This window comes from Aquicoccus porphyridii (assembly GCF_008369105.1).
GTDB classification, from domain to species: domain Bacteria; phylum Pseudomonadota; class Alphaproteobacteria; order Rhodobacterales; family Rhodobacteraceae; genus Aquicoccus; species Aquicoccus porphyridii.
The window spans coordinates 72,385-92,789 of record NZ_VINQ01000009.1 but is presented as its reverse complement, the minus strand read 5'-3'; the positions used below and the strand labels follow the sequence as shown (position 1 = coordinate 92,789).

The 20,405-nt window shown below is 59.9% G+C and carries 20 protein-coding genes; 13 read left to right on the top strand and 7 right to left on the bottom strand.

The annotated features are described in order from the left end of the window. The first annotated feature begins 23 nt into the window (after positions 1 to 23). Both FLO80_RS12845 and FLO80_RS12840 read left to right on the top strand, forming a co-directional pair. Positions 24 to 782, top strand: a complete 759-nt coding sequence (locus FLO80_RS12845; RefSeq protein WP_111368637.1) for an electron transfer flavoprotein subunit beta/FixA family protein — start codon at positions 24 to 26, stop codon at positions 780 to 782. Beyond that, positions 782 to 1,708, top strand: a complete 927-nt coding sequence (locus FLO80_RS12840; RefSeq protein ID WP_111368636.1) for an electron transfer flavoprotein subunit alpha/FixB family protein — start codon at positions 782 to 784, stop codon at positions 1,706 to 1,708. Before FLO80_RS12845 ends, FLO80_RS12840 begins: the two co-directional genes overlap by 1 nt. 112 nt (positions 1,709 to 1,820) lie before the next feature. Here FLO80_RS12840 and FLO80_RS12830 read toward each other — a convergent pair whose 3' ends face one another. Further along, positions 1,821 to 2,996 carry an acetyl-CoA C-acyltransferase family protein gene (locus FLO80_RS12830; protein ID WP_027238726.1) on the bottom strand — a complete coding sequence of 392 codons (1,176 nt, stop codon included), beginning with the start codon at positions 2,994 to 2,996 and terminating at the stop codon, positions 1,821 to 1,823. A gap of 247 nt (positions 2,997 to 3,243) precedes the next feature. On the opposite strand from FLO80_RS12830, the gene FLO80_RS12825 reads away from it, so the two are divergent. Next, entirely contained in the window at positions 3,244 to 4,401 is a 1,158-nt protein-coding gene (locus FLO80_RS12825) for an acyl-CoA dehydrogenase family protein (protein ID WP_111368652.1), read from the top strand. Positions 4,402 to 4,421: 20 nt separating this feature from the next. Here FLO80_RS12825 and FLO80_RS12820 read toward each other — a convergent pair whose 3' ends face one another. Together FLO80_RS12820 and FLO80_RS12815 are read right to left on the bottom strand one after the other, a co-directional pair. Continuing rightward, on the bottom strand, positions 4,422 to 5,588 hold the full coding sequence (locus FLO80_RS12820) for a CaiB/BaiF CoA transferase family protein (protein WP_101657236.1): 1,167 nt from the start codon (positions 5,586 to 5,588) through the stop codon (positions 4,422 to 4,424). Beyond that, positions 5,585 to 6,751: a CaiB/BaiF CoA transferase family protein gene (locus FLO80_RS12815; protein WP_027238729.1), complete on the bottom strand. Its 1,167-nt coding sequence runs from the start codon at positions 6,749 to 6,751 to the stop codon at positions 5,585 to 5,587. Before FLO80_RS12815 ends, FLO80_RS12820 begins: the two co-directional genes overlap by 4 nt. Positions 6,752 to 6,855: 104 nt before the next feature. Between FLO80_RS12815 and FLO80_RS12810 the strand changes: the two genes are divergently transcribed. From FLO80_RS12810 to FLO80_RS12765, 10 genes are all read left to right on the top strand, one after another. Beyond that, positions 6,856 to 7,233, top strand: coding sequence for a Zn-ribbon domain-containing OB-fold protein (locus FLO80_RS12810; protein WP_111368635.1), 378 nt, complete (start codon positions 6,856 to 6,858; stop codon positions 7,231 to 7,233). 3 nt (positions 7,234 to 7,236) lie between these two features. Then, positions 7,237 to 8,388: a thiolase family protein gene (locus FLO80_RS12805; protein ID WP_111368634.1), complete on the top strand. Its 1,152-nt coding sequence runs from the start codon at positions 7,237 to 7,239 to the stop codon at positions 8,386 to 8,388. 23 nt (positions 8,389 to 8,411) lie between these two features. Beyond that, positions 8,412 to 9,269 carry a MaoC/PaaZ C-terminal domain-containing protein gene (locus tag FLO80_RS12800; protein ID WP_188078293.1) on the top strand — a complete coding sequence of 286 codons (858 nt, stop codon included), beginning with the start codon at positions 8,412 to 8,414 and terminating at the stop codon, positions 9,267 to 9,269. Continuing rightward, complete coding sequence (locus tag FLO80_RS12795) at positions 9,247 to 10,416, top strand: CaiB/BaiF CoA transferase family protein (RefSeq protein ID WP_246156678.1); 1,170 nt, start codon at positions 9,247 to 9,249, stop codon at positions 10,414 to 10,416. Before FLO80_RS12800 ends, FLO80_RS12795 begins: the two co-directional genes overlap by 23 nt. Before the next feature lie 64 nt (positions 10,417 to 10,480). Continuing rightward, the gene (locus tag FLO80_RS12790) at positions 10,481 to 11,200 is read left to right on the top strand and encodes a transglutaminase-like domain-containing protein (RefSeq protein ID WP_111368633.1); all 720 of its coding nucleotides are present in this window, start codon (positions 10,481 to 10,483) and stop codon (positions 11,198 to 11,200) included. Continuing rightward, positions 11,197 to 11,646, top strand: coding sequence for a MaoC family dehydratase (locus tag FLO80_RS12785; protein ID WP_111368632.1), 450 nt, complete (start codon positions 11,197 to 11,199; stop codon positions 11,644 to 11,646). Before FLO80_RS12790 ends, FLO80_RS12785 begins: the two co-directional genes overlap by 4 nt. Continuing rightward, positions 11,633 to 12,757, top strand: a complete 1,125-nt coding sequence (locus FLO80_RS12780; RefSeq protein ID WP_111368631.1) for an acyl-CoA dehydrogenase family protein — start codon at positions 11,633 to 11,635, stop codon at positions 12,755 to 12,757. Before FLO80_RS12785 ends, FLO80_RS12780 begins: the two co-directional genes overlap by 14 nt. Next, positions 12,754 to 13,905, top strand: coding sequence for an acyl-CoA dehydrogenase family protein (locus FLO80_RS12775; protein WP_111368630.1), 1,152 nt, complete (start codon positions 12,754 to 12,756; stop codon positions 13,903 to 13,905). Before FLO80_RS12780 ends, FLO80_RS12775 begins: the two co-directional genes overlap by 4 nt. 39 nt (positions 13,906 to 13,944) lie before the next feature. Then, positions 13,945 to 14,754: an enoyl-CoA hydratase/isomerase family protein gene (locus tag FLO80_RS12770; RefSeq protein WP_111368629.1), complete on the top strand. Its 810-nt coding sequence runs from the start codon at positions 13,945 to 13,947 to the stop codon at positions 14,752 to 14,754. A 27-nt stretch (positions 14,755 to 14,781) separates the two neighbouring features. Next, entirely contained in the window at positions 14,782 to 15,978 is a 1,197-nt protein-coding gene (locus FLO80_RS12765; protein ID WP_246156677.1) for a phenylacetate--CoA ligase family protein, read from the top strand. A 71-nt stretch (positions 15,979 to 16,049) separates the two neighbouring features. Here the strand turns inward: FLO80_RS12765 and FLO80_RS12760 are convergent, their stop codons facing one another. The 4 genes from FLO80_RS12760 to FLO80_RS12745 form a co-directional block, all read right to left on the bottom strand. Next, entirely contained in the window at positions 16,050 to 17,015 is a 966-nt protein-coding gene (locus FLO80_RS12760; RefSeq protein WP_111368627.1) for an NAD(P)H-dependent flavin oxidoreductase, read from the bottom strand. 130 nt (positions 17,016 to 17,145) lie between these two features. Continuing rightward, the gene (locus FLO80_RS12755) at positions 17,146 to 18,312 is read right to left on the bottom strand and encodes an acyl-CoA dehydrogenase family protein (protein ID WP_111368626.1); all 1,167 of its coding nucleotides are present in this window, start codon (positions 18,310 to 18,312) and stop codon (positions 17,146 to 17,148) included. A 16-nt stretch (positions 18,313 to 18,328) separates the two neighbouring features. Then, complete coding sequence (locus FLO80_RS12750; RefSeq protein WP_111368625.1) at positions 18,329 to 19,567, bottom strand: thiolase family protein; 1,239 nt, start codon at positions 19,565 to 19,567, stop codon at positions 18,329 to 18,331. Positions 19,568 to 19,583: 16 nt separating this feature from the next. Continuing rightward, positions 19,584 to 20,372 (bottom strand): enoyl-CoA hydratase/isomerase family protein, encoded by a 789-nt coding sequence (locus FLO80_RS12745; RefSeq protein ID WP_188078292.1) that lies wholly within the window; start codon positions 20,370 to 20,372, stop codon positions 19,584 to 19,586. Positions 20,373 to 20,405 lie beyond the last annotated feature (33 nt).

Here is a 20,405-nt window from a genome sequence, read left to right as displayed (position 1 = left end):
CTAACAACCCAAGGAGACCGTAGATGAAGGTGCTTGTGCCTGTCAAACGCGTGATCGACTACAACGTGAAAGTGCGCGTCAAAGCGGACGGAAGCGGTGTCGATCTTGCCAACGTTAAGATGTCGATGAACCCCTTTGACGAGATCGCCGTCGAAGAGGCCATCCGCCTGAAAGAAGCCGACAAGGCAGACGAGGTCGTCGTCGTCTCGATCGGTGTGAAGCAAGCGCAAGAGACCCTGCGCACCGCTTTGGCCATGGGCGCGGATCGCGCCATTTTGGTTAACGCCGCCGATGACGTCCACACCGACATCGAACCGCTGGCCGTGGCCAAGATCCTGAAAGCCATTGTCGACGAAGAGCAGCCGGGTCTGGTCCTGGCCGGCAAGCAGGCCATCGACAACGACATGAACGCCACCGGCCAGATGCTGTCGGCGCTGTTGGGGTGGTCGCAAGGCACCTTCGCCTCGGAACTGGACATCGACGGCGACAAGGCCGTGGTGACCCGCGAGGTCGACGGCGGTTTGCAGACCATCAAGGTCAACATGCCTGCAATCGTCACCGTGGACCTGCGCCTGAACGAACCGCGTTACGCTTCGCTGCCCAACATCATGAAGGCCAAGAAGAAGCCGCTGGACGAAAAAACCGCCGCCGATTACGGCGTCGACACTTCGCCGCGTCTTGAAGTGGTCAAAACGACCGAGCCGGCAACACGTGCCCCCGGCATCATCGTCGGCTCGGTTGACGAGCTGGTTTCGAAACTCAAAGAAGCGGGGGCTGTGTAATGGCTGTTCTTCTACTCGCCGAAGTCAACAATGGTGAACTGGCGCTGGACGCCACCGCCAAAGCCGTCACCGCCGCCCGGGCACTGGGCGACGTGACCGTTCTGGCCGCGGGTGCTTCCGCCGCCGCAGCTGGCGAAGCCGCCGCCAAGATCGACGGTGTCGCCAAGGTGTTGGTCGCTGAAGATGCGTCGCTGGGTCACCGCATGGCGGAACCCACCGCCGCGCTGATCGTGTCGCTGGCCGGTGACTATTCGCACATCGTGGCACCCGCCACGACCGACGCCAAGAACGTCATGCCGCGCGTTGCTGCGCTGCTGGACGTGATGGTGATTTCGGACGCCTCTGGCGTTGTCGATGCAGACACGTTCGAACGCCCTATCTATGCCGGCAACGCCGTGCAAACCGTCAAATCTTTGGATACGACCAAGGTCATCACCTTCCGCACCTCGACCTTTGATGCCGCTGGCGAAGGCGGCTCGGCCGCAGTCGAAACCATCGGTGCTGCCGACAACCCCGGCCTGTCCGAATGGGTCGAAGACAAGGTTGCCGCATCGGACCGCCCCGAGCTGACCTCGGCCGGCGTGGTCGTGTCCGGTGGCCGTGGCGTCGGATCTGAAGAGGATTTTGCCCTGATCGAGAAGCTGGCTGACAAGCTGGGCGCCGCCGTTGGGGCTTCGCGCGCTGCTGTCGACTCGGGCTACGCCCCGAACGACTGGCAGGTGGGTCAAACCGGCAAGGTTGTTGCCCCCGAACTGTATGTCGCCGTTGGCATCTCGGGCGCCATCCAACACCTGGCTGGCATGAAGGACTCGAAGATCATCGTCGCGATCAACAAGGACGAAGAAGCACCGATTTTCCAGGTTGCTGACTTCGGCCTGGTCGCCGACCTGTTCGAGGCCGTCCCGGCCCTGACTGACGCACTGTAAATTGCGTCACATCAAATGCGAGAAGGCCCGCCATCCGGCGGGCCTTTTTGTATGCTCATCTTGTTACTAATTGAAAGGGAACCGCTTTTTTGAGGTGCCCATAGACTCTAATTCATATGGCTTCTATGGCTAGGGCAATCCCCTGCCCACCACCGATACACATGGTAATCAGCGCGCGTTTTGCGCCGGTACGCTCCAGCTCGTAGAGCGCTTTGACAAAGATTATGGCCCCCGACGCCCCGATAGGATGTCCGAGAGCAATTGCGCCGCCGTTGGGGTTCACCTTGTTGCCATCCAGACCAAGAGTTTTACTCACGGCCAAAGCCTGAGCCGCGAAGGCTTCGTTTGACTCGATGACGTCGAAATCAGAAATTGTCAGGCCTGTACGTTTCAAAAGTCCTTCGACAGCCGGAATTGGCCCGATTCCCATGATGTCCGGGCGTACTCCTGCAACATGATATCCAAGCAGGCGTGCGCGCGGTTTCAACCCTGCATCTGATGCAGCATCTGCCGTGGCCAGCACAACTGCGGCGGCCCCATCATTGAGACCCGAAGCATTCCCCGCCGTCACGGTGCCATCCTTCTGGAAGGCCGGACGCAGTTTGCCGAGCATTTCAACTGTGCTCGCCTTGGGGTGTTCATCGGTGTCAAAAGAAGCAGTGTTGCGTTTGACCTTGACCTCGACGGGAACGATCTGGGATTTGAAATACCCCTCTTTGAGCGCGTTCAGAGCGCGCTCCTGGCTTTGAAGGGCAAACGCATCCTGAGCTTCGCGCGTGATGTCGTATTCGGCGGCGACGTTTTCCGCTGTTACGCCCATATGCCCGGTGCCAAACGGACAGTTCAACGCGCCGAGCATCATGTCAGTTGCACCCGTGTCACCCATTTTCTGCCCCCAGCGAATGGCTGGCACGATATAGGGCGAGCGGCTCATGCTTTCGCTGCCACCGGCAAGAGCCATTGTTGCATCACCCAGCATCAGCGACTGCGCCGCTGACACAATAGCCTGTAGCCCAGAACCGCAGAGCCGATTGACGTTCATTGCGGGCGCCTTTTCTGGCACGCCAGCGGCAATAGACGCCGCGCGGCTAAGATACATGTCGCGCGGCTCTGTGTTAATAACATGGCCAAAAACAACGTTTCCAACCTGCTTGCCTTCGACACCTGAACGCGCAAGCGCCTCTTTCGCCACTATGCTACCCAGTTCGATCGGAGACGTGCCCGAAAGAGAGCCGCCAAAGGTTCCGATGGCTGTTCGCACACCATCCAATACTACGATATCTTTCATTTTCACTCCGGTTCTTCATTTTTTGCGTCACGCAGGCCGTGTACTGCCCAGTGTCAGCCCGTTACCCTGACCTGCGCGTTCGGTGCCTTGGTGGAACTTGCCTGGGAGTAGGAAGTTGATACCGCGCCAGTTCAGGAAAGCCGTCTCGAGCAAAATAACGCGGCGTTTGCCTTGAGACTGGGCCATTGCCGAAAAAATAACAGATGTTAGATTTATGGCAATACCAACCTTAGGAATGGATTCCAAAATGTCTCTGATTACGAATAGTTCGGCCTGGGCCGCAGATGAACACAAGATGTTCGCGGATAGCACACGCAAGCTTTTTGATGCCGAAATGGCTCCAAACATCGAAAAATGGGCGGAGCAGGGCATTGTTGACCGCGACTTCTGGAAAACAGTCGGTCAACAGGGTGTCATGGGTGGCTCGATTGCCGAAGAATATGGCGGGTTCGGTGGCGGCATCGGGTTCGATGCGATTACCGTTTACGAGCAAGGGCGCACCGGTGACACGGGTTGGGGCTATGGCATCCAGTCCATCGTAATCCATTATATCAACGCCTATGGCAGCGAAGAACAGAAGAAAAAGTGGTTGCCGAAGCTGGTCAGCGGCGACAGTGTCGCGGCGATCGCGATGACCGAGCCAGGAACGGGCTCTGACCTCCAGAACGTCCAGACCCATGCGGAAAAGGATGGCAACCATTACAAGATCAACGGCTCGAAGATCTTCATCACCAACGGACATACAGCCGATCTGGTTGTCGTCGTGGCAAAGACCGACCGTAACGCTGGCGCCAAGGGCGTTTCGCTGATCGTTCTGGAAACCGAGGACGCCGAAGGCTTTCGTAGGGGACGGAACCTGAAGAAGTTGGGCATGAAGGGATCGGATACGGCTGAGTTGTTCTTCGAGGATGTGCGCGTGCCTACGGCGAACCTGCTTGGCCCGGAAGAAGGGCAAGGTTTCTACCAGTTGATGAAGCAGCTCCTTTGGGAACGGCTGATGATTGGCGTTACCGCGCTAGGCTTCATTGACTTTGCCATCGATGAAACTGTGAAATATGTACAGGACCGCAAGGCATTTGGTAACCGCATCATGGATTTCCAGAACACACGCTTCAAATTGGCGGAATGCAAGACCAAGGCCGAATTGCTGCGCACCTTCGTCAATGACGGGCTCGTGCGCCTCGAAAAGGGCGAACTTGATGCGGCCACGGCCTCGATGGCGAAATGGTGGGGCAGCCAGACGCAAAACGAGGTCATGCATGAATGCCTGCAACTGCACGGCGGTTATGGTTTCATGATGGAATACCCGATCGCGCGCCTTTATGCCGACAGCCGGGTCCAGATGATCTATGGCGGCACCAACGAGATCATGAAGGAACTGATCGCACGTTCGATGGATGTTTGATCCGTTCGGTGCCGGGGGGGTTATTCTTCTCCCGGCCCGAGGATATCTTCGCTGTGCTCCCCCAGTCGAGGGGCAGGGCGGTGATCATGCCGCGCCGGCGTTGCCGAGAATCGTATCGGCGGGCGTGTCGTCCAGATCGCACCTTCGGTTGGGTGATCAATCTGTTGAAAGAACCCGGTCGCGGCAAGATGGGGATCGTTCGGCAAATCCGACAGGTTGCGCACCGGCATGGCGGGTATGTCGGCATTCTCCATCAGGGCAAGCCAGTCATCTGTTGTCCGAGTTAGGGCAATCTGCGCCACCATATCGTATACAGCGCCGATGTTGCGGCTACGGGTGTCCATGTCAGTGACCCAGACGTGGTCGATCATGTCATCGCGCCCGACCGCCTTGAAGAACCGCGCCCATTGTACGTTGGTGTAGGGCAGAATTGTGATATATCCATCTGCCGTCTTAACCGGACGCCTATGCGGAACCAGCATCCGGGCATAGCCGAAATCCTGCGGGGTCTCTTCGAAGGTGGCACCATCCAGATGTTCGGCCAGCAGGAAGGCGGCCAGCGTCTCAAACATCGGCACCTCGACATGCTGGGCTTCTCCCGTACGCTCGCGGTGGAACAGGGCTCCCATCACGGCATAGGCGGCCGTCACGCCGCCAAGCTTGTCGGCTAGAATCGTAGGGGCATATGCGGGCGGCGCTTCGGGATCGCGCAATGTTGCCAGGCTAGCTAACCCGGAAACCGACTGGACGGCATCGTCGAACGCGGGTCGGGCGGCATAGGGTCCGTCCTGCCCGAATCCAGTGGCAGATACCGTGATCAGGTTCGGATTTTCCTGGCGTAGGGTTTCGGGATCGAGAGACAATCTGGCTAGCGCCGCAGGCCGTATGCTTGAAATCATCACGTCGGCATCGATAAGCAGCTTGCGCAATCGATCCCGACCGGTCTGCGTCTTCAGATCGAGTACGACACTGCGCTTGTTACGGTTGGTACCCAGAAAAGCGGCGCCCATCAGTTTGTTGCGTGATGGCTGGACCTGGCGAAGAAGATCGCCCTCTGGGCCTTCCACCTTGATCACATCGGCCCCCAGATCGCCCAGCATTTGCGTCGCCAAAGGTCCGAAAACGACCGAAGTCAGATCCACGATCTTCACGCCTTGAAGGATCGCGGGTTTTTTCTCAGCGGTCATTTAGTTGCCCAACCTTTTTTTGAACGAGGGTAGAACTCGGCGCGAAGGGCTTTGCCTTCCGCATCGAAGGCCGGGCAGGGGCCCAGTGTCGTTTCGCCGACGCTGCGCCGGATCGGGGGTGTCGGGACCTTGATCTCGCCGGAGGGTGTGCCAATCACGGACCGGTCAAGCTGAGGGTGATCGGACAGGGTCGCCACGTCGTTCACGGCCCCGGAGGCAATGCCCGCAGCGTCAAGCCGCTTCAGCATCTCGGCGCGGTCATGAGAGGAGAACACGGCCTTGATGAGCGCTTCGAGCGCGGGCTTGTTTTCAATTCGCGCCGTGTTGTCGTGAAACCGGGGGTCGGTTGCCAGAGGCGCGTCGCCCAGTATGTGTTCACAGAACCGTTGCCATTCGCCGCTGTGCTGCACGGTAATGACGACAAGCTGACCGTCCTTGCACGCATAGGCCCCGTACGGGCAGATGACCGTGTGGTTCAGTCCGACACGGGGTGTCGGCTTGCCAAGGTAATCGTGATATAGCAGCGGAACCGACATCCAGTCGGCCATCACGTCAAACATTGCCACCGAAACACCGCTGCCCTTGCCGGTGCGATCACGCCCGACAAGTGCTTCGCAAATTCCGGCATGGGCTGTCATACCGGTGGCAATATCGCAGACGGAAACGCCAACCCGCCCCGGTCCGTCCGCCGTGCCGGTCACCGATGCCAGACCGCTTTCGCATTGCACCAGAAGATCATAGGCCTTGGCATTGCGCATCGGACCGTCCTCACCGTATCCGGTGATGTCGCAGGTCACGAGACGCGGGAACCTCTCTCGCAGCGTGGCGGAATCGAGCCCAAGCTTGACCAGCGCGCCCGGCAGCAGGTTTTGAATAAACACATCCGCGTTTTCCAGCATCCTGAGCAGGATTTCCCGGTCCTCGCCGGCTTTAATATCCAGGGCGACCGATTCTTTCCCTCGGTTCAGCCATGTGAAATAGGCGCTTTCACCATTGGCGGCGGTATCGTAGGCGCGGGCGAAATCGCCTGTGCCCTTGCGTTCGATCTTGATCACGCGCGCGCCGGCATCGGCCAGTCGCGAGGAGCAAAAAGGCGCGGCGACTGCCTGTTCCAGCGCAACTATGAGTTTGCCAGAAAGGGGGGCTAAATCTGAACCTGACATGAGTTTCCCGAAAATGTTCCAAAGAGGTTGACTAAATCTAACATTTGTTAGTTTTATTATCAATACGCTTAACCAGAGACTGGATTACTTGAAGGAGAACGCCGGTGCCGGACGCCAAAGGACCAGACCAGATTTTCCAGGGCGCGCTGACAAAGGGAGAGATCCTGCTGCCAAAGTGCGAAGACTGCGGGGCCTATCATTTTTTCCCGCGAGTCCTGTGTCCCCATTGTCATGGCGCCGCGATTTCATGGAAGCAGGCCACCGGCAAGGGACGGGTCCACACCACAACCGTCGTGCGCCGAAAGCCCGAATGGGGAGGTGACTACAATGTGTGCGTTGTCGAACTGGACGAGGGCGTTCGGATGATGAGCCGGGTCGAGGGCATTGCTCCAGGTGAGGTCGCCATCGACATGGCTGTAACCGCTTTCGTGGGCGAGGCCGAGGGCGCTCCGGCCGTGCTTTTCAAGCCATCGGAGGGATAAGATATGACCGCTGAACTTCGGGGAAAATCCGCCATCGTGGGAACCGGTCATGCCGGTTTTGGAGAGGCCCATGGTCTGACGGCATATGATGTCATGGCGCAGTCCGCACTTGCAGCGCTTGGCGATGCCGGGCTGAATCTGTCCGACGTCGATGGGCTTTTCTGCACCATGATGGAAGACAGCATGCCGGCGCTTATGGCGGCTGAGTATCTGGGCATTCAGCCGCGTTTCATTGATGGCACGATGTCGGGTGGATCATCCTTCGTGAATTATCTGACGTCAGCGACCATGGCGCTTGATGCCGGCCTGTGTGATGTCGCCCTGATTGTTTATGGCTCCAACCAGCGCACCGCGTCGGGCAGACTGGTGACCGCCTCGCGCCCGCCGGCCTATGAGGCGCCGTACAATCCGCGCTATCCGATCTCGGCATATGCGATGGCCGCGGCGCGGCACATGCATGAATACGGCACCACCCGCGAACAACTGGCCGACGTGGCCGTTGCCGCGCGGGCCTGGGCGCACCACAATCCCGAAGCGTTCGAGCGCGGCCCGCTGACCCGCGAGGACGTGTTGGGCGCGCGCATGGTGGGCGATCCGTTGACCGTGCGCGATTGTTGTCTTGTCACCGACGGCGGCGGTGCGATTGTTCTGGTACGCGCGGACCGCGCCCGGGATTTCCCAAAGGCGCCTGTCTATGTGCTGGGCAGTGCTGCGGAAAGCTCGCACCGGCAGATTTCGCAGATGAAAGAATTCACCGTGACCGCCGCCCGCGACTCAGGCGCGCGCGCCTTTGCGGCGGCCGGAGTGACCGCTGCGGACATCCAGGCGATCGAGCTTTATGATGCCTTCACCATCAATACCATCCTGTTTCTTGAAGATCTGGGGTTCTGCGCCAAGGGCGAGGGCGGGGCCTTCGTTGAAGGCGGGCGCATCGCGCCTGGCGGCGTCTTGCCGGTGAACACGAATGGCGGGGGCCTGTCCTGCGTGCACCCCGGGATGTACGGAATCTTCACCGTGATCGAGGCTGCGCGTCAGATCCGTGGCGACGCGCCGGGCATTCAGTTGAAGGATGTCGACCTGGCGCTGGCGCATGGCAACGGCGGTGTGCTGTCCAGTCAGGTCACGGCGATACTTGGATCGCAAAACACGCTCTGACGGCAATTAAGGGAGGAAAGTAAATGCCATTGGATTTTGATGCACTGTCGAACTGGGACTTTGAGGAAATCGAACAGACACTGACCGAGCGGGATACCATCCTGTATGCGCTCGGCCTTGGGTTCGGCGAGGATCCGACCGACAAAAAGGAACTGGCCTATGTCTATGAGGACGGGCTTAAGGCGGTGCCCGCAATGGCTGTCACTTTGGGGTATCCGGGCTTCTGGCTGCGCGATCCCAAGACCGGTGTGAACTGGCAGCAAGTGCTACATGGCGAACAGTGGCTGGATATCTACAAGCCGCTGCCGACCCATGGCCGGATTGTCGGCCGCAGCAAGATCGACTTCATCGCCGACAAGGGCGAGGGCAAGGGAGCCGTCATTTACCAAAGCCGCGATATTATCGACGCGGACAGCGGTGAAAAACTGGCGCGCGTGGCGATGTCGGCTTTCTGTCGCGGTGATGGGGGGTTCGGCGGTGAAAACCAGGCAGGTCCGGCACCCGCAGTGCTGCCTGACCGGGCGCCTGATCACATATGTGATATCGATACCCTGCCCCGCCAGGCGCTCATTTATCGTCTCAGCGGTGATTTCAATCCGCTTCACGCTGACCCGGATGTGGCCCGTTCTGCCGGGTTCGACCGCCCGATCCTGCATGGTCTGGCGACCTATGGGCTGGCGGCCCGGGCGATCCTCAAGTCGGTGCTGGATTACGACGCCGCCCGGCTTGTCGGTCTGGATGTTCGGTTCTCGGCTCCGGTCTATCCCGGCGAAACCGTGCGGTTCGAAATCTGGGAAGAGGACGGCGAGGCCCGGTTTCGCGCGTCGGTCCCGGCACGCGACGTCGTTGTTCTGAACAATGGTGTCGCGCGCTTCGCGTGAGGAGCAGAAGATGACTCAACCGCTCAAGGATATTCTGGTGTTGGATTTCAGCACCCTTCTTCCCGGTCCGATGGCAACGCTCATGCTTTCCGAGGCCGGCGCCGAAGTTGTCAAGTTCGAACGGCCCGGGGTTGGTGAGGACGCGCGCCACACGGAACCCATGATCGACGGAGAGAGCATCGGATTTGCTGTGTTGAACCACGGCAAGCGATCGGTGGCCATCGACCTCAAATCAAGGGGCGCAGTGAATCTTCTGCGCCCCTTGATCGAGAAGGCCGATGTTCTGGTAGAGCAGTTCCGTCCCGGCGTGATGGGCCGGCTCGGTCTTGGTTATGAAGCTGTGCGCGAGATCAATCCCGGTCTCATCTATTGTTCGATCACCGGCTATGGCCAGACCGGACCAAAGGCCAGCGCCGCTGGCCACGACCTTAACTACGTCGGTGATGCGGGTATCCTGTCGCTGAGCCGCGGACCGGATGACCAACCAACGGCACCGTTCGGGCTGGTCGCCGATATCGGAGGCGGAACCTATCCGGCGGTGATGAATATCCTGCTGGCCCTGATTGCGCAGCAGGCAAGCGGGCAGGGGACGCATCTGGATATCGCCATGTCCGAGGGGGCGTTCGCCTTTGCCTATTGGGCCCATGCCGAAGGTGTGATCGCCGGGCAAAACATCGAAAGCGGTGGCAGCCGCCTGACGGGCGGCCTAGCCCGGTATCGGCTGTATACGGCTGCGGATGGACGTCAGATCGCCGTGGGTGCGCTGGAAGAAAAGTTCTGGCAATCCTTCTGCGATGTCATCGGCCTACCGCCGGAGCTTCGCGATGACTGGTCCGATCCCGACACTTGTGCCGCGGAAGTTGCACGTCGTCTGGGGAAACAGCCCTCGACCCATTGGGAGCCTTTGCTGGCGGCGGCCGATTGTTGCTGTTCGGTCGTAAAAACGCCCGCCGAGGCGTCGCGTGACCCGCATTTCAAAGTGCGTGACGTTTTTGGGCGAACCCTGAGCATATCCGGCCAGAATGCGCCCGCATTGCCGCTACCAATTGCGCCGGAGTTCCGGTCTCCGGCCAACTCGTTCGGAGTTGCGGCCGCCTTGGGAGAAGACAATGCGCGTTACGGGCTGGACGCGCCGGACACAGATTAAACCCCGTTGACGTGCTGGTGGTGAATCACTATTCTAACAATTGTTAGAAAAATGGAGAGATCCAATGGCCGAGTCCGATGACCACCTGCCTGCAGAAGCCGAGCGCTATGTCATGCCGTCGCACTATGTCGAAAGCGACAGCCTCGAAGTGCAGGAGTTTGCGACAGCGGCTTTGCGCGATCTTTCGCTGGATGCAACCAAGCGGGACAAGGCGATCCGTCTGTTTGAAGCGGTTCGCGACGACATTCGTTACGACCCATATTGTTTTGCGCTGGATGAAGATTCTTACCGTGCCAGCCGGATCGCAGGGGCAGAAGCGGCATTTTGCGTTCCCAAGGCGATCCTGCTTGCGGCCTGTTTGCGTGCTGTGGGTATCCCCGCCGCACTTGGGTTTGCCGATGTGCGCAACCACCTGAACACCCCTAAGCTGCAGGAGTTGATGGGAACTGACCTATTCATCTATCACGGCTACGTTCAACTGTGGCTGGATGGTGAGCCCTACAAAGTAACACCTGCATTTAACATGGAGCTGTGTGAAAGATTCGGGGTCAAACCACTGGTCTTCGACGGCTATCACGATGCGCTGTTCCACGAGTTCGATGAGCTGGACCACCGGCACATGGAATATGTAAACGATCGGGGACTCTATTTCGACGCGCCCATGGACGAATTCTTAGTGGCCTTCAAGGAAACCTATCCGAAGCTGGAAGAATTCAACCGCGTACGAATTTCCAGGGATGCCAACGGATATGATTCCGGTTTCGCAAAGGAGGGTGCTTCTTGAAGTATCTGGAGGATTTCGCGCCGGGCCAAGTCTATCACTTTCGCAGTGCCCCGATGAGCGCAGACTCGATAAAGGCATTTGCCGAGGAATGGGATCCGCAGCGGCTCCACACCGACGAAGCCTATGCGGCCACCATTCACGGCAGCCTGATTGCCTCGGGCTTTCAGACGATGCTGGAGGCATTCAAGCCCGTCATGACCGAAATGATGGTCGATGTTGCCAATATCGGTGGCATGGGCTTTGACAATCTGCGCTGGCTGCGGCCGGTGCGCCCGAACGAACCCCTTGATGTCGAACTGACAGTCAACGCGGTCACGCCTTCAAGAAGCAAGCCCGACAGAGGTGTTTTGCACTATACGCTCAGCGCCAAAAACCCCGAGGGCGAGGTCGTTTTTTCGACCGACACCCCCGTGATGATCCAGCGAAAACAAAATGACACAGACTGATACAGTTTCCAGCGAACAAGAAGACCTTCGCCTGTTGCGCGAAAGCGCGCGCACCCTGTTCGAGCGCGCGGGCGGAAGTGGAAGAGCCCGAAAACTCCGTGATGCCGGGGGCAGTTTCGACCCGAATATGGTCCGGGAACTGGCCGAGGCCGGCGTTTTCGGCGTGGCGGTGCCCGAAGAGCAGGGGGGTCTTGGCATGGGCCTGGCCGCCGGGGGCGTTATCGCAGAAGAGGCCGGTCGCGTGATTGCACCGGAACCGGTCGTGTTGACGATCGGTCTGAGTCTCGGCCTTCTGCGTCGCCTTTGCCCGGAACATCCGAAGATGGCGCAGCTCATCGGCGGCGAGGTTTCACTGGCGGTTGCCTGGCAGGAACGTGGCCCGGGCGGGGCGCCCGCCGATGCGACCTGCCGATACGCGGACGGGCGGCTAACCGGAAACAAGGCTTGGGTGGTCGGTGCGACCGGATCGCAAGGGTTCCTCGTCGTGGCCGAACAAGATGGTGGACCGGTTCTAGTCTTGGCCGAGGCCACCGCGGACGGGGTTGTCATCGACAAGCGGGCGCAGGCCGACGGCAGTTCCCTGGGCGAGCTTTCGTTTTCAGGAACACCGGCCGCGGAACTGGCTAGCGGCGACGCGGTTCAGGCTGCGCTTGCCGAGGCTGTCGCCGATGCAACGGCGCTTGCCGCGGCCGAGCTTGTCGGCCTGAGCGAGTGCGCCTTCGAGATTACGCTCGAGTACATCAAGACGCGCGAGCAGTTCGACAAGCCGATCGGGTCATTCCAGGTCATCCAGCATCGTGCTGTCGACCTCAACGTGATGTGCGAGGTTGCACAGGCGGGCGTCCGCGAAGTTCTGGCGCTGATGGACCGTGAAACCGATCAGAAGGTTCGGGCACAGCTTGCCAGCCGTGCCAAGGCGCGTGCGGTTACGACCGCCAAAAGGATTACCCGCGACGCAGTTCAGTTGCACGGGGCGGTCGGTTACACCGATGATTTCGATATCGGGCTCTACCTGAATCGGGCGCTGGTGCTGTCGGCCTGGTTGGGCGACGACGCCTATCACAGGCGGATTTGGTTCGATGCACGCGAAGCAGAGGGGGCAGCACAATGACCGACTGGAACGCAATGAGCGATGCGGACTTCCGCAAAGAAGTGCGCCAGTTCTTCGAGGCGGAATATCCCGAGGAGCTGCGCCACCTGCCGCATCGTCCCAAATTCGCCGAGATCGAACATTGGCACCGCAAGCTGCACGCCAAGGGCTGGGTCGCGCCGGCCTGGCCTGCGGAATACGGCGGCATGGGGCTAAACGCCGCCAAGCTTCTGATTTTCTACGAGGAGCAGCAACGCTGGGGCGTTAATCGTGGCCGCGACATGGGCGTGCAGATGGTCGGCCCGCTGATTATCAAGTTTGGCACCCAGGAACAGAAAGACTATTGGCTGCCGCGTATCCTGAGTTGTGAAGACATCTGGTGTCAGGGCTATTCGGAACCCGGTGCCGGGTCCGATTTGGCCAACCTGCGCACACGCGCAGAGATTGATGGCGACGACTTTGTCATCAACGGACAGAAGATTTGGACCACGATGGCGCATGATGCCACGCACATCTTCATGCTGGTGCGCACCGATCCGGACGCGCCCAAGAAACAACAGGGCATCAGTTTCTTACTCGCTCCGATGGAACAGCCAGGTGTCGATGTGCGCACGATCACTACTCTTTCGGGGGAAACGGAGTTTTGCGAGGTCTTCTTCGACAATGCCCGTACGCCCAGTGAAAACCTCGTGGGCGAGTTGAACAAGGGCTGGACGATGGCCAAGGCGCTTCTGAGTTTCGAGCGCATCTTCATCGGCTCACCAAGCCTGGCCCAGAACGCACTGGGGCAACTGGAAAGCTTTGCCCGGGGCCGTGGCGCTTTCGATGATCCGGTGTTCCGCGACCGCTTTGCCCAAGCCGCACTCGATGTTGAAGATCACGCCGCGCTATACGCCCGTTTTGCCGATCAGCTCAAGCGAGGTGAAACGCTCGGCGCGGATGTCTCGATGCTCAAAATCTGGGTGACTGAGTGCTTTCAGCGCATTACCGAGCTTATGATCGAAGCTGCCGGCCCCGACGGCGGCACCATCGGGCCACTTCAGGTCGGCAACGTAAGTGTCGATGTCCTTGCGAGCTTTTATAAGGCCAGGCCGACCACGATCTACGGTGGGTCGAACGAAATCCAACGAAACATTCTGTCCAAGGCCGTCCTCGGACTGCCTGGCTGAACCCATACTCATACCCACACCCTACGGAGGAAAAGAACTATGTCGGAGCGCTATGCAAAGTACGACAAACTGAAATTTGACTACCCGGCGGATCGCGTCCTGCGCATCACTTTTGACCGCCCTGAGTCCTTTAATTCCGTGGACGCGGAAACCCATACCCAGATGACGGACATGTGGATCGATATCGACCGTGATCCCGACATCAACGCGGTCATTGTAACCGGCGCGGGAAAGGCGTTTTCCGCCGGCGGTGATTTTAGCTTGATTGAAAAAATGATCGGCGACTCGCACGAGATCATGAAGACTTGGAAAGAGGCCAAGGACCTTGTCTACAACATCATCAACTGCAACAAACCCATCATTTCCGCGATCAACGGACCTGCGGCCGGTGCCGGTCTTGTGGTTGCCATCCTCGCCGACATCTCGATTGCCGGGAAGAAGGCCAAGATTGTCGATGGTCACCCGCGCCTGGGTGTTGCCGCTGGCGATGTCGCGGCGATCATCTGGCCGCTGCTGACCTCGATGGCCAAGGCGAAATACTATCTGATGACTTGTAAGCCGGTTTCGGGCGAAGAGGCCGAGCGCATCGGCCTTGTCTCAATGTGCGTCGAAGATGACGAGTTGCAACAGATCGCTTTGGACACGGCCGTCGAGCTGGCCAACGGCTCGCAAAGCGCGATCCGCTGGACCAAGTATTCGCTGAACAACTGGCTGCGCCAGGCTGGCCCGATCTTCGATGCGTCGACCGCGCTGGAGATGCTCGGCTTCATGAGCGAGGACGTCAAGGAAGGCGTTCTGTCACACCGGGAGAAGCGCGCGCCGAACTTCCGCAAGGACTGCCCGCTTTAACGCCTGATTGGACGAGGAGGCATGGAAATGTCTGAAGATATCTACCAAGATATAGCTCAAGCCTATGCCGCTGCGGCCGAAAAGGCTCCTGGCCTGAAATCGCGATTTGCGGCTGCCGGGTTCGACCCGGCAGCTGTGGCGTCATTGGCGGACCTGTCGCGTCTGCCAGTGATGAAGAAGGAAGAGCTCCTGAGGATTCAGCGTGACAATCCGCCCTTCGGCGGGTTCCTCGCATCGGATCTGAAAGATGTCGGACGGATCTACGTGTCCCCTGGCCCGATCTTCGAACCGGCGCTTTCGGGCGGCGGCGGGCATGGTCTGGACCTGTTGTTCAAAGCGGCCGGAGTGGGCAGCGGAGACATCATCCTGAATACCTGGATGTATCACCTGGTGCCGGCGGGGCTGTTGTTCGACGAAGCGGCGCAGGCGGCGGGCGCGACAGTGATCCCCGGCGGCGTCGGCAATACCGAGCTTCAGGCACAGATCATCGTCGAAACCGGCGTGACTTCGATCTGCGCTTCGACCGCGTTTTTCCTGACGCTGGCAGACAAGGTAATCGAAACCTATGGCCGCGACGCCTGGAAGGTGAAAACGGCCTTCCTCGGCGGTGAGATGGGCGATTGGATGGCCAAGCGCCGCCGGATCGAGGCCGACTATGGCGTCTCCACCTGGGCTGCCTATGCCACGGCCGATCTGGGCCTTGTCGCCTATGAGGATGGCGGCGAAGGCTATGTGGTTCATCCCGACCGCGTGGTGCAGATCTGCGATCCGGTCAGTGGCGAACAGGTCGCTCACGGGGAACCGGGCGAGGTTGTTGTGACCGCGCGCGATGCCACCTGGCCGATGATCCGGTTCGGCACCGGCGACAGCGCCTTTGCGCTGGAAAGCAACGCGGATGGCACCGTCAGCCGGATTTCCGCACTGCAGGGCCGGGTCGGCGCAGCGGTCAAAGTGCGCGAGATATTCGTTTACCCGCGCGTGATCGAAGAAGTTGTCATCGGTACGCCCGGCGCAAAGGCCGCGCAGGCCATGGTAACGCGCGAGAACGATCGCGACATGATCCGCCTCTCGCTTGTGCTGGAAGGCGGTGCCGACGCTTCTGCCGCGGAAACAGCCGCCGTCGAAACCTTCAAACTGCATGCGCGAATTCGCGCCGACGAGGTGAGCATCGTTTCGGAACTACCCGAGAATGCAGAACTGATCGTCAACCAAAAAGACGTCTGAGATCGCGTCTCGATCTTCGGCGGCAACCGCAGAAACAGATGGGCGGCCGGGTGACCGGCCGCCCTCTTTCGTCAGGAACAGAGCGCATCTTTGGCGGCCTGGTATTCCCGGTCGAGACGGTCGACGTAGTCCGCCGTGGTCATCACCTCTTTCACCGCTCCGATCCCCTGACCGCTGCCCCAGATGTCACGCCACGCCTTGGGGCGAATGTCGCCGGTGGCCAGATCGAGTTTGTTGCCGATCCCGGCCAGGTTGTCAGGATCGAGACCGACCGCCCGCACCGACGGTTTCAGATAGTTGGCACTCACGCCGCTGAAATAGTTGGTATACACAATATCATCGGCCCCGCCGTCGACGATCATCTGCTTGTAATCCTCCGACGCCACCGCCTCGGTCATGGCAATGAAGGGAGATCCGATATAACCAAAATCCGCGCCCATGGCCTGTGCCGCCAGAATGGCACGCCCGGTCGCGATGGACCCGGACAGGGCAAGCGGACCGTCGAACCATTCCCGGATTTCCTGAACCAGCGCAAAGGGTGACAAGGCACCGGTGTGGCCGCCCGCGCCGGCGCAGACCGCGATCAGGCCGTCGGCGCCCTTGTCGATTGCTTTGCTGGCGTATTTGTTGTTGATCACGTCGTGCAGTACAATGCCGCCGCAGTCATGCGCCGCCTGGTTGACGTCTTCTCGTGCGCCCATTGATGTGATCCAGACCGGCACTTTCCAGCGCGCACATATTTCGACGTCCCGCTCAATCCGATCATTCGAACGATGGACGATCTGGTTGACCGCGAATGGCGCGGCGGGCCGATCGGGATTGGCCTGATTGTGCGCGTCAAGCTCTTCGGTGATGCGCTTGAGCCAGGCTTCGAGCAGTGGTGGCTCCCCTTCGGACTCGCGTGCGTTCAGCGCCGGAAAGCTGCCGATAACGCCGGCCTTGCACTGGGCGATGACAAGATCCGGCCCGGACACCAGGAACATGGGCGAGCAGATCACGGGCAGGCGGAAGCGGCCGAGAGGGGTGTCGGAGTACATGGTCCTGTCCTTTTTACGTCCACAACGGCGCACGCAGGGGCCGCTTCCGGCGCGATAGTCCATGAATCGCCAGTCCGAAACAATCCTGTCTGCCGACCCCAACGGACATTGCGCAGGCAAGGCGCCGTGTTCAGAACGCGTTCAACCCGGTCAGGTTCCGGCCGATGACCAGCTTCTGAATCTCGGTGGTCCCGTCCGGGATCGGCATGATTTTTGCGTTGCGGAAGTGCCGTTCGACCGGGAACTCTCTGGTAATGCCATTGCCGCCATGGATTTGCACCGCTTTTCCGGCGATCTCTACCGCCATCTCTGTCGCATACCATTTCGCCATCGAGGTCTGGGTGTCGCAACGCACGCCCAGATCCAGAAGTTGCAGCCCGCGCTGGCACAACAGGCGCGCTGCATCCAGATGCGTGGCCATGTCGGCCAGGTAGCCCTGGATCAACTGGTGCCCGCCGATCGGCTTGCCGTGCTGTTCGCGTTCCTGCGCATATTTGACGGCACATTCCAGTGCCGCCTGGGCAATGCCAATGCTGGTCAGGCCGACAAACACGCGTGCGCTTTCAAACAGCTTCAAAGTCTGGAACAGGCCCCCGCCTGCATTACCGAGAACATGTTCGGCGGTGGTTTCGGCCCGGTCGAAAAACAATTCGCAGGTCGATGCACCAACAAGCCCCAGCTTGCGCAATTCGCGGCTTTCGTATCCGCCGGTGTCACGGTCGACGATGACCATGGAAATACCGTCGTCCAGATTGCAGACAACGATGGCGAAATCCGACTGGGCCCCGTTGGAAATCCAGAGCTTCTGGCCGGTGACGAAAATCTTGTCGCCCTCGCGGTCTGCGCGGGTCTTGACCTCGCGCACGTTCGAGCCGACCTCTGGTTCGGAAATACACGTGGCACAGATCCGTTCGCTGCGCAGGAGCGGCTTCAGATAGGCTTCTTTCTGCGCCGCATTTCCCAGAAGGTTGACCGCAAACACGGCGTGGCCTTGGATCAGGACCGCAATTGCCAGATCTGCCCATATCCGGGCCAGTTCCTCGTAAAGGATGCCATAGGTCATGCGGTCGATTCCGGCACCGCCGTCTTCCTCGGGGATCAGGCCGCTGATCAGCCCGAATTCCTCGACCTTGGCGAACAGGGACTTCAGCGTTTTCGCATCGGGCGGGTGTCCGAGGTCTTCGTATTTCTCGGCCAGCGGAGCGAACTCTGCCTCGGCCATCTTGCGGAAGTTCTCCAGCAACATGCGTTGCTCGTCTGTATAGATTGCCTGAGCGGCGGCGATCACGTTTTCCATAATTCTTTTCCTTGTTTCAGCGGCCGAGAATGGTGACACAGGCGGCAGCTTCTTCTACCCCGTGCAAGCCGCCACCGTTTTCGGCGATGGCGTTCTGCGCCCCTTCGACCTGACGCGCGCCGGCTTCGCCGCGCAGTTGCGTAACCAGTTCAAAGACCTGCCCGATACCGGTGGCCCCGACCGGGTGGCCCTTGGATTCCAATCCGCCCGAAGGGTTCACCGGAATGCGTCCGCCGATCTTTGTGTCGCCGCGCAGGCTGGCCGGGCCGCCCTCACCGAACTCGACAAACCCGAGGTTCTCGATCTGGATCACTTCACCGACGGCGGTGGCGTCATGCACTTCGGCAACCGACATATCTTCGGGGCCGAGCCCCGCCTGTTCATAGGCCTGATGCGCGGCCAGCCGGGTCAGGTGGTTCTTGTAATCTTCCGGCGGACGGTCGGTGCCCGAGCGCAGGATCGCGGCCTTGACCTTGATCGCGCGGGCGGGATCGAGCCCCAGCCGCTTGAGCCCTTCGCCCGTGCACAGCACGGCCGCCGCGGCACCGTCCGAGATCGGGGCGCACATCGGCAGGGTCAGCGGATAGGTGATGGGCGGCGCGGCCAGAACCTGATCGACACTCATGGCATCGCGATACTGCGCCAGCGGATTATGCGCGGAATGTGCATGGTTCTTGGCGGCGACGGCGGCGAACTGTTCCTGCGTGGTGCCAAAGGTCTTCATGTGCAACCGCGCGAAGCCTGCGTAGACATCCATGAACACGCTGTAGGGCTTGGGCGATTTCGATCCTTCGGGTTCCTCGACTCCGGTACCCAGATCGGCCAGCCGTTGCGCGACCTCGTCGCCGTTGCTGACGTCCCAGCCGCTGTCGAAGGCCGAAAACATCAACGCGCGGTCGTCGGAATACATCTTTTCGGCGCCTATGGCGAGGCAGCAATCGCCATTGCCCGCCTTGAGAAAATCCACCGCCAGTTTGAACCCGGTCGAGGCGCTGGCACAGGCGTTTTCGACATTCACCACCGGAATGCCCTGAATGCCCATCTCGCGTAGCGCGATCTCGCCCCGTATCATGTGCTGGCCTTCCATGTGGCCCTGCACCGCGTTCGAGAAGAACGCGCCGTCGATGCGATCAGCCGACACTCCGGCGTCTGAAAGGGCGGCGGCGACGGCCTCGCCGGTCATGGCCTTGATGGTTTTGTCCCGGAATTTTCCGAACGGCGTCATCCCGACGCCAACGACGTAAATGTCCTGCATCGTTTGTCCTCCTGATCTAGTATCCGCGAAACTGCGGTTTTCGTTTTTCATTGAACGCCGACAGGCCCTCGTGCATGTCCCAGGACCGCATGTGCGCGCGCAGGTTCAGCATCTCTTCGGACAGGGCGGCGGTTTCATCCACGTCCAGCGACCGGTTGGCAACCGCCTTCATACGGCGCAAGACCGCCGGGCTTTTGTCGGCCAGCTTGTCGGTAAATTCCTGCACGGCGTCGCGCAGTTCTTCGTCCGCGACGACCTTGTTGACCAGCCCCCAGTCCATCATGTCCCGCGCCGAAACGTTCTCGCCCGAGAACAGCAGGTATTTCGCGCGGTTCAGTCCAATCCTGCGCGGCAGGATCGCCGCACCGCCTGCTCCGGGAAAGACCCCGAAATTGGAGTGTGCGTCGCCCAGCTGGGCGCTTTCGGCGGCAAAGACCAGATCGCAGGCCATCACCATTTCCAGACCGCCGGCCATGGCCAGCCCATTCACCGCGGCGATTACGGGTTTCGGGCCATGCCGCATCAGTCCAAACGTGTGATCGACAAGATCAAGAAGGTCCGGTTCGCCCGGTGCATGTTTGGCGCCAGCAACTTCTTTCAGATCGGCACCGGCGCAGAACGCCCGCCCCGAACCGGTCAGGACAATTGTGCGAACCGCATCGTCGGCCAGCGCCGATTCCAACGCGGCCGCGATCTCTCGCAACATCTGCGTTGACATCGCGTTGAGCTGTTCGGTGCGCTGGAAGGTAATCCATTCAGTTTTTGCCACCCGCTCGACAAATAGCGTCTGCTTCTCTTCAGTCATGCTACGCTCCTGAAAAATAAGGATATTTATGTT

Bases quoted from the DNA above. Each gene is read 5' to 3' on its own strand.
- FLO80_RS12820 (WP_101657236.1), bottom strand. From the start codon at position 5,588: ATGACCGCTGAGAAAAAACCCGCGATCCTTCAAGGCGTGAAGATCGTG.
- FLO80_RS12770 (WP_111368629.1), top strand. From the start codon at position 13,945: ATGTCGGAGCGCTATGCAAAGTACGACAAACTGAAATTTGACTACCCG.
- FLO80_RS12780 (WP_111368631.1), top strand. From the start codon at position 11,633: ATGACACAGACTGATACAGTTTCCAGCGAACAAGAAGACCTTCGCCTG.
- FLO80_RS12760 (WP_111368627.1), bottom strand. From the start codon at position 17,015: ATGTACTCCGACACCCCTCTCGGCCGCTTCCGCCTGCCCGTGATCTGC.
- FLO80_RS12805 (WP_111368634.1), top strand. From the start codon at position 7,237: ATGACCGCTGAACTTCGGGGAAAATCCGCCATCGTGGGAACCGGTCAT.
- FLO80_RS12775 (WP_111368630.1), top strand. From the start codon at position 12,754: ATGACCGACTGGAACGCAATGAGCGATGCGGACTTCCGCAAAGAAGTG.
- FLO80_RS12845 (WP_111368637.1), top strand. From the start codon at position 24: ATGAAGGTGCTTGTGCCTGTCAAACGCGTGATCGACTACAACGTGAAA.
- FLO80_RS12765 (WP_246156677.1), top strand. From the start codon at position 14,782: ATGTCTGAAGATATCTACCAAGATATAGCTCAAGCCTATGCCGCTGCG.
- FLO80_RS12830 (WP_027238726.1), bottom strand. From the start codon at position 2,996: ATGAAAGATATCGTAGTATTGGATGGTGTGCGAACAGCCATCGGAACC.
- FLO80_RS12825 (WP_111368652.1), top strand. From the start codon at position 3,244: ATGTCTCTGATTACGAATAGTTCGGCCTGGGCCGCAGATGAACACAAG.
- FLO80_RS12840 (WP_111368636.1), top strand. From the start codon at position 782: ATGGCTGTTCTTCTACTCGCCGAAGTCAACAATGGTGAACTGGCGCTG.
- FLO80_RS12800 (WP_188078293.1), top strand. From the start codon at position 8,412: ATGCCATTGGATTTTGATGCACTGTCGAACTGGGACTTTGAGGAAATC.
- FLO80_RS12795 (WP_246156678.1), top strand. From the start codon at position 9,247: ATGGTGTCGCGCGCTTCGCGTGAGGAGCAGAAGATGACTCAACCGCTC.
- FLO80_RS12815 (WP_027238729.1), bottom strand. From the start codon at position 6,751: ATGTCAGGTTCAGATTTAGCCCCCCTTTCTGGCAAACTCATAGTTGCG.
- FLO80_RS12745 (WP_188078292.1), bottom strand. From the start codon at position 20,372: ATGACTGAAGAGAAGCAGACGCTATTTGTCGAGCGGGTGGCAAAAACT.
- FLO80_RS12755 (WP_111368626.1), bottom strand. From the start codon at position 18,312: ATGGAAAACGTGATCGCCGCCGCTCAGGCAATCTATACAGACGAGCAA.
- FLO80_RS12790 (WP_111368633.1), top strand. From the start codon at position 10,481: ATGGCCGAGTCCGATGACCACCTGCCTGCAGAAGCCGAGCGCTATGTC.
- FLO80_RS12750 (WP_111368625.1), bottom strand. From the start codon at position 19,567: ATGCAGGACATTTACGTCGTTGGCGTCGGGATGACGCCGTTCGGAAAA.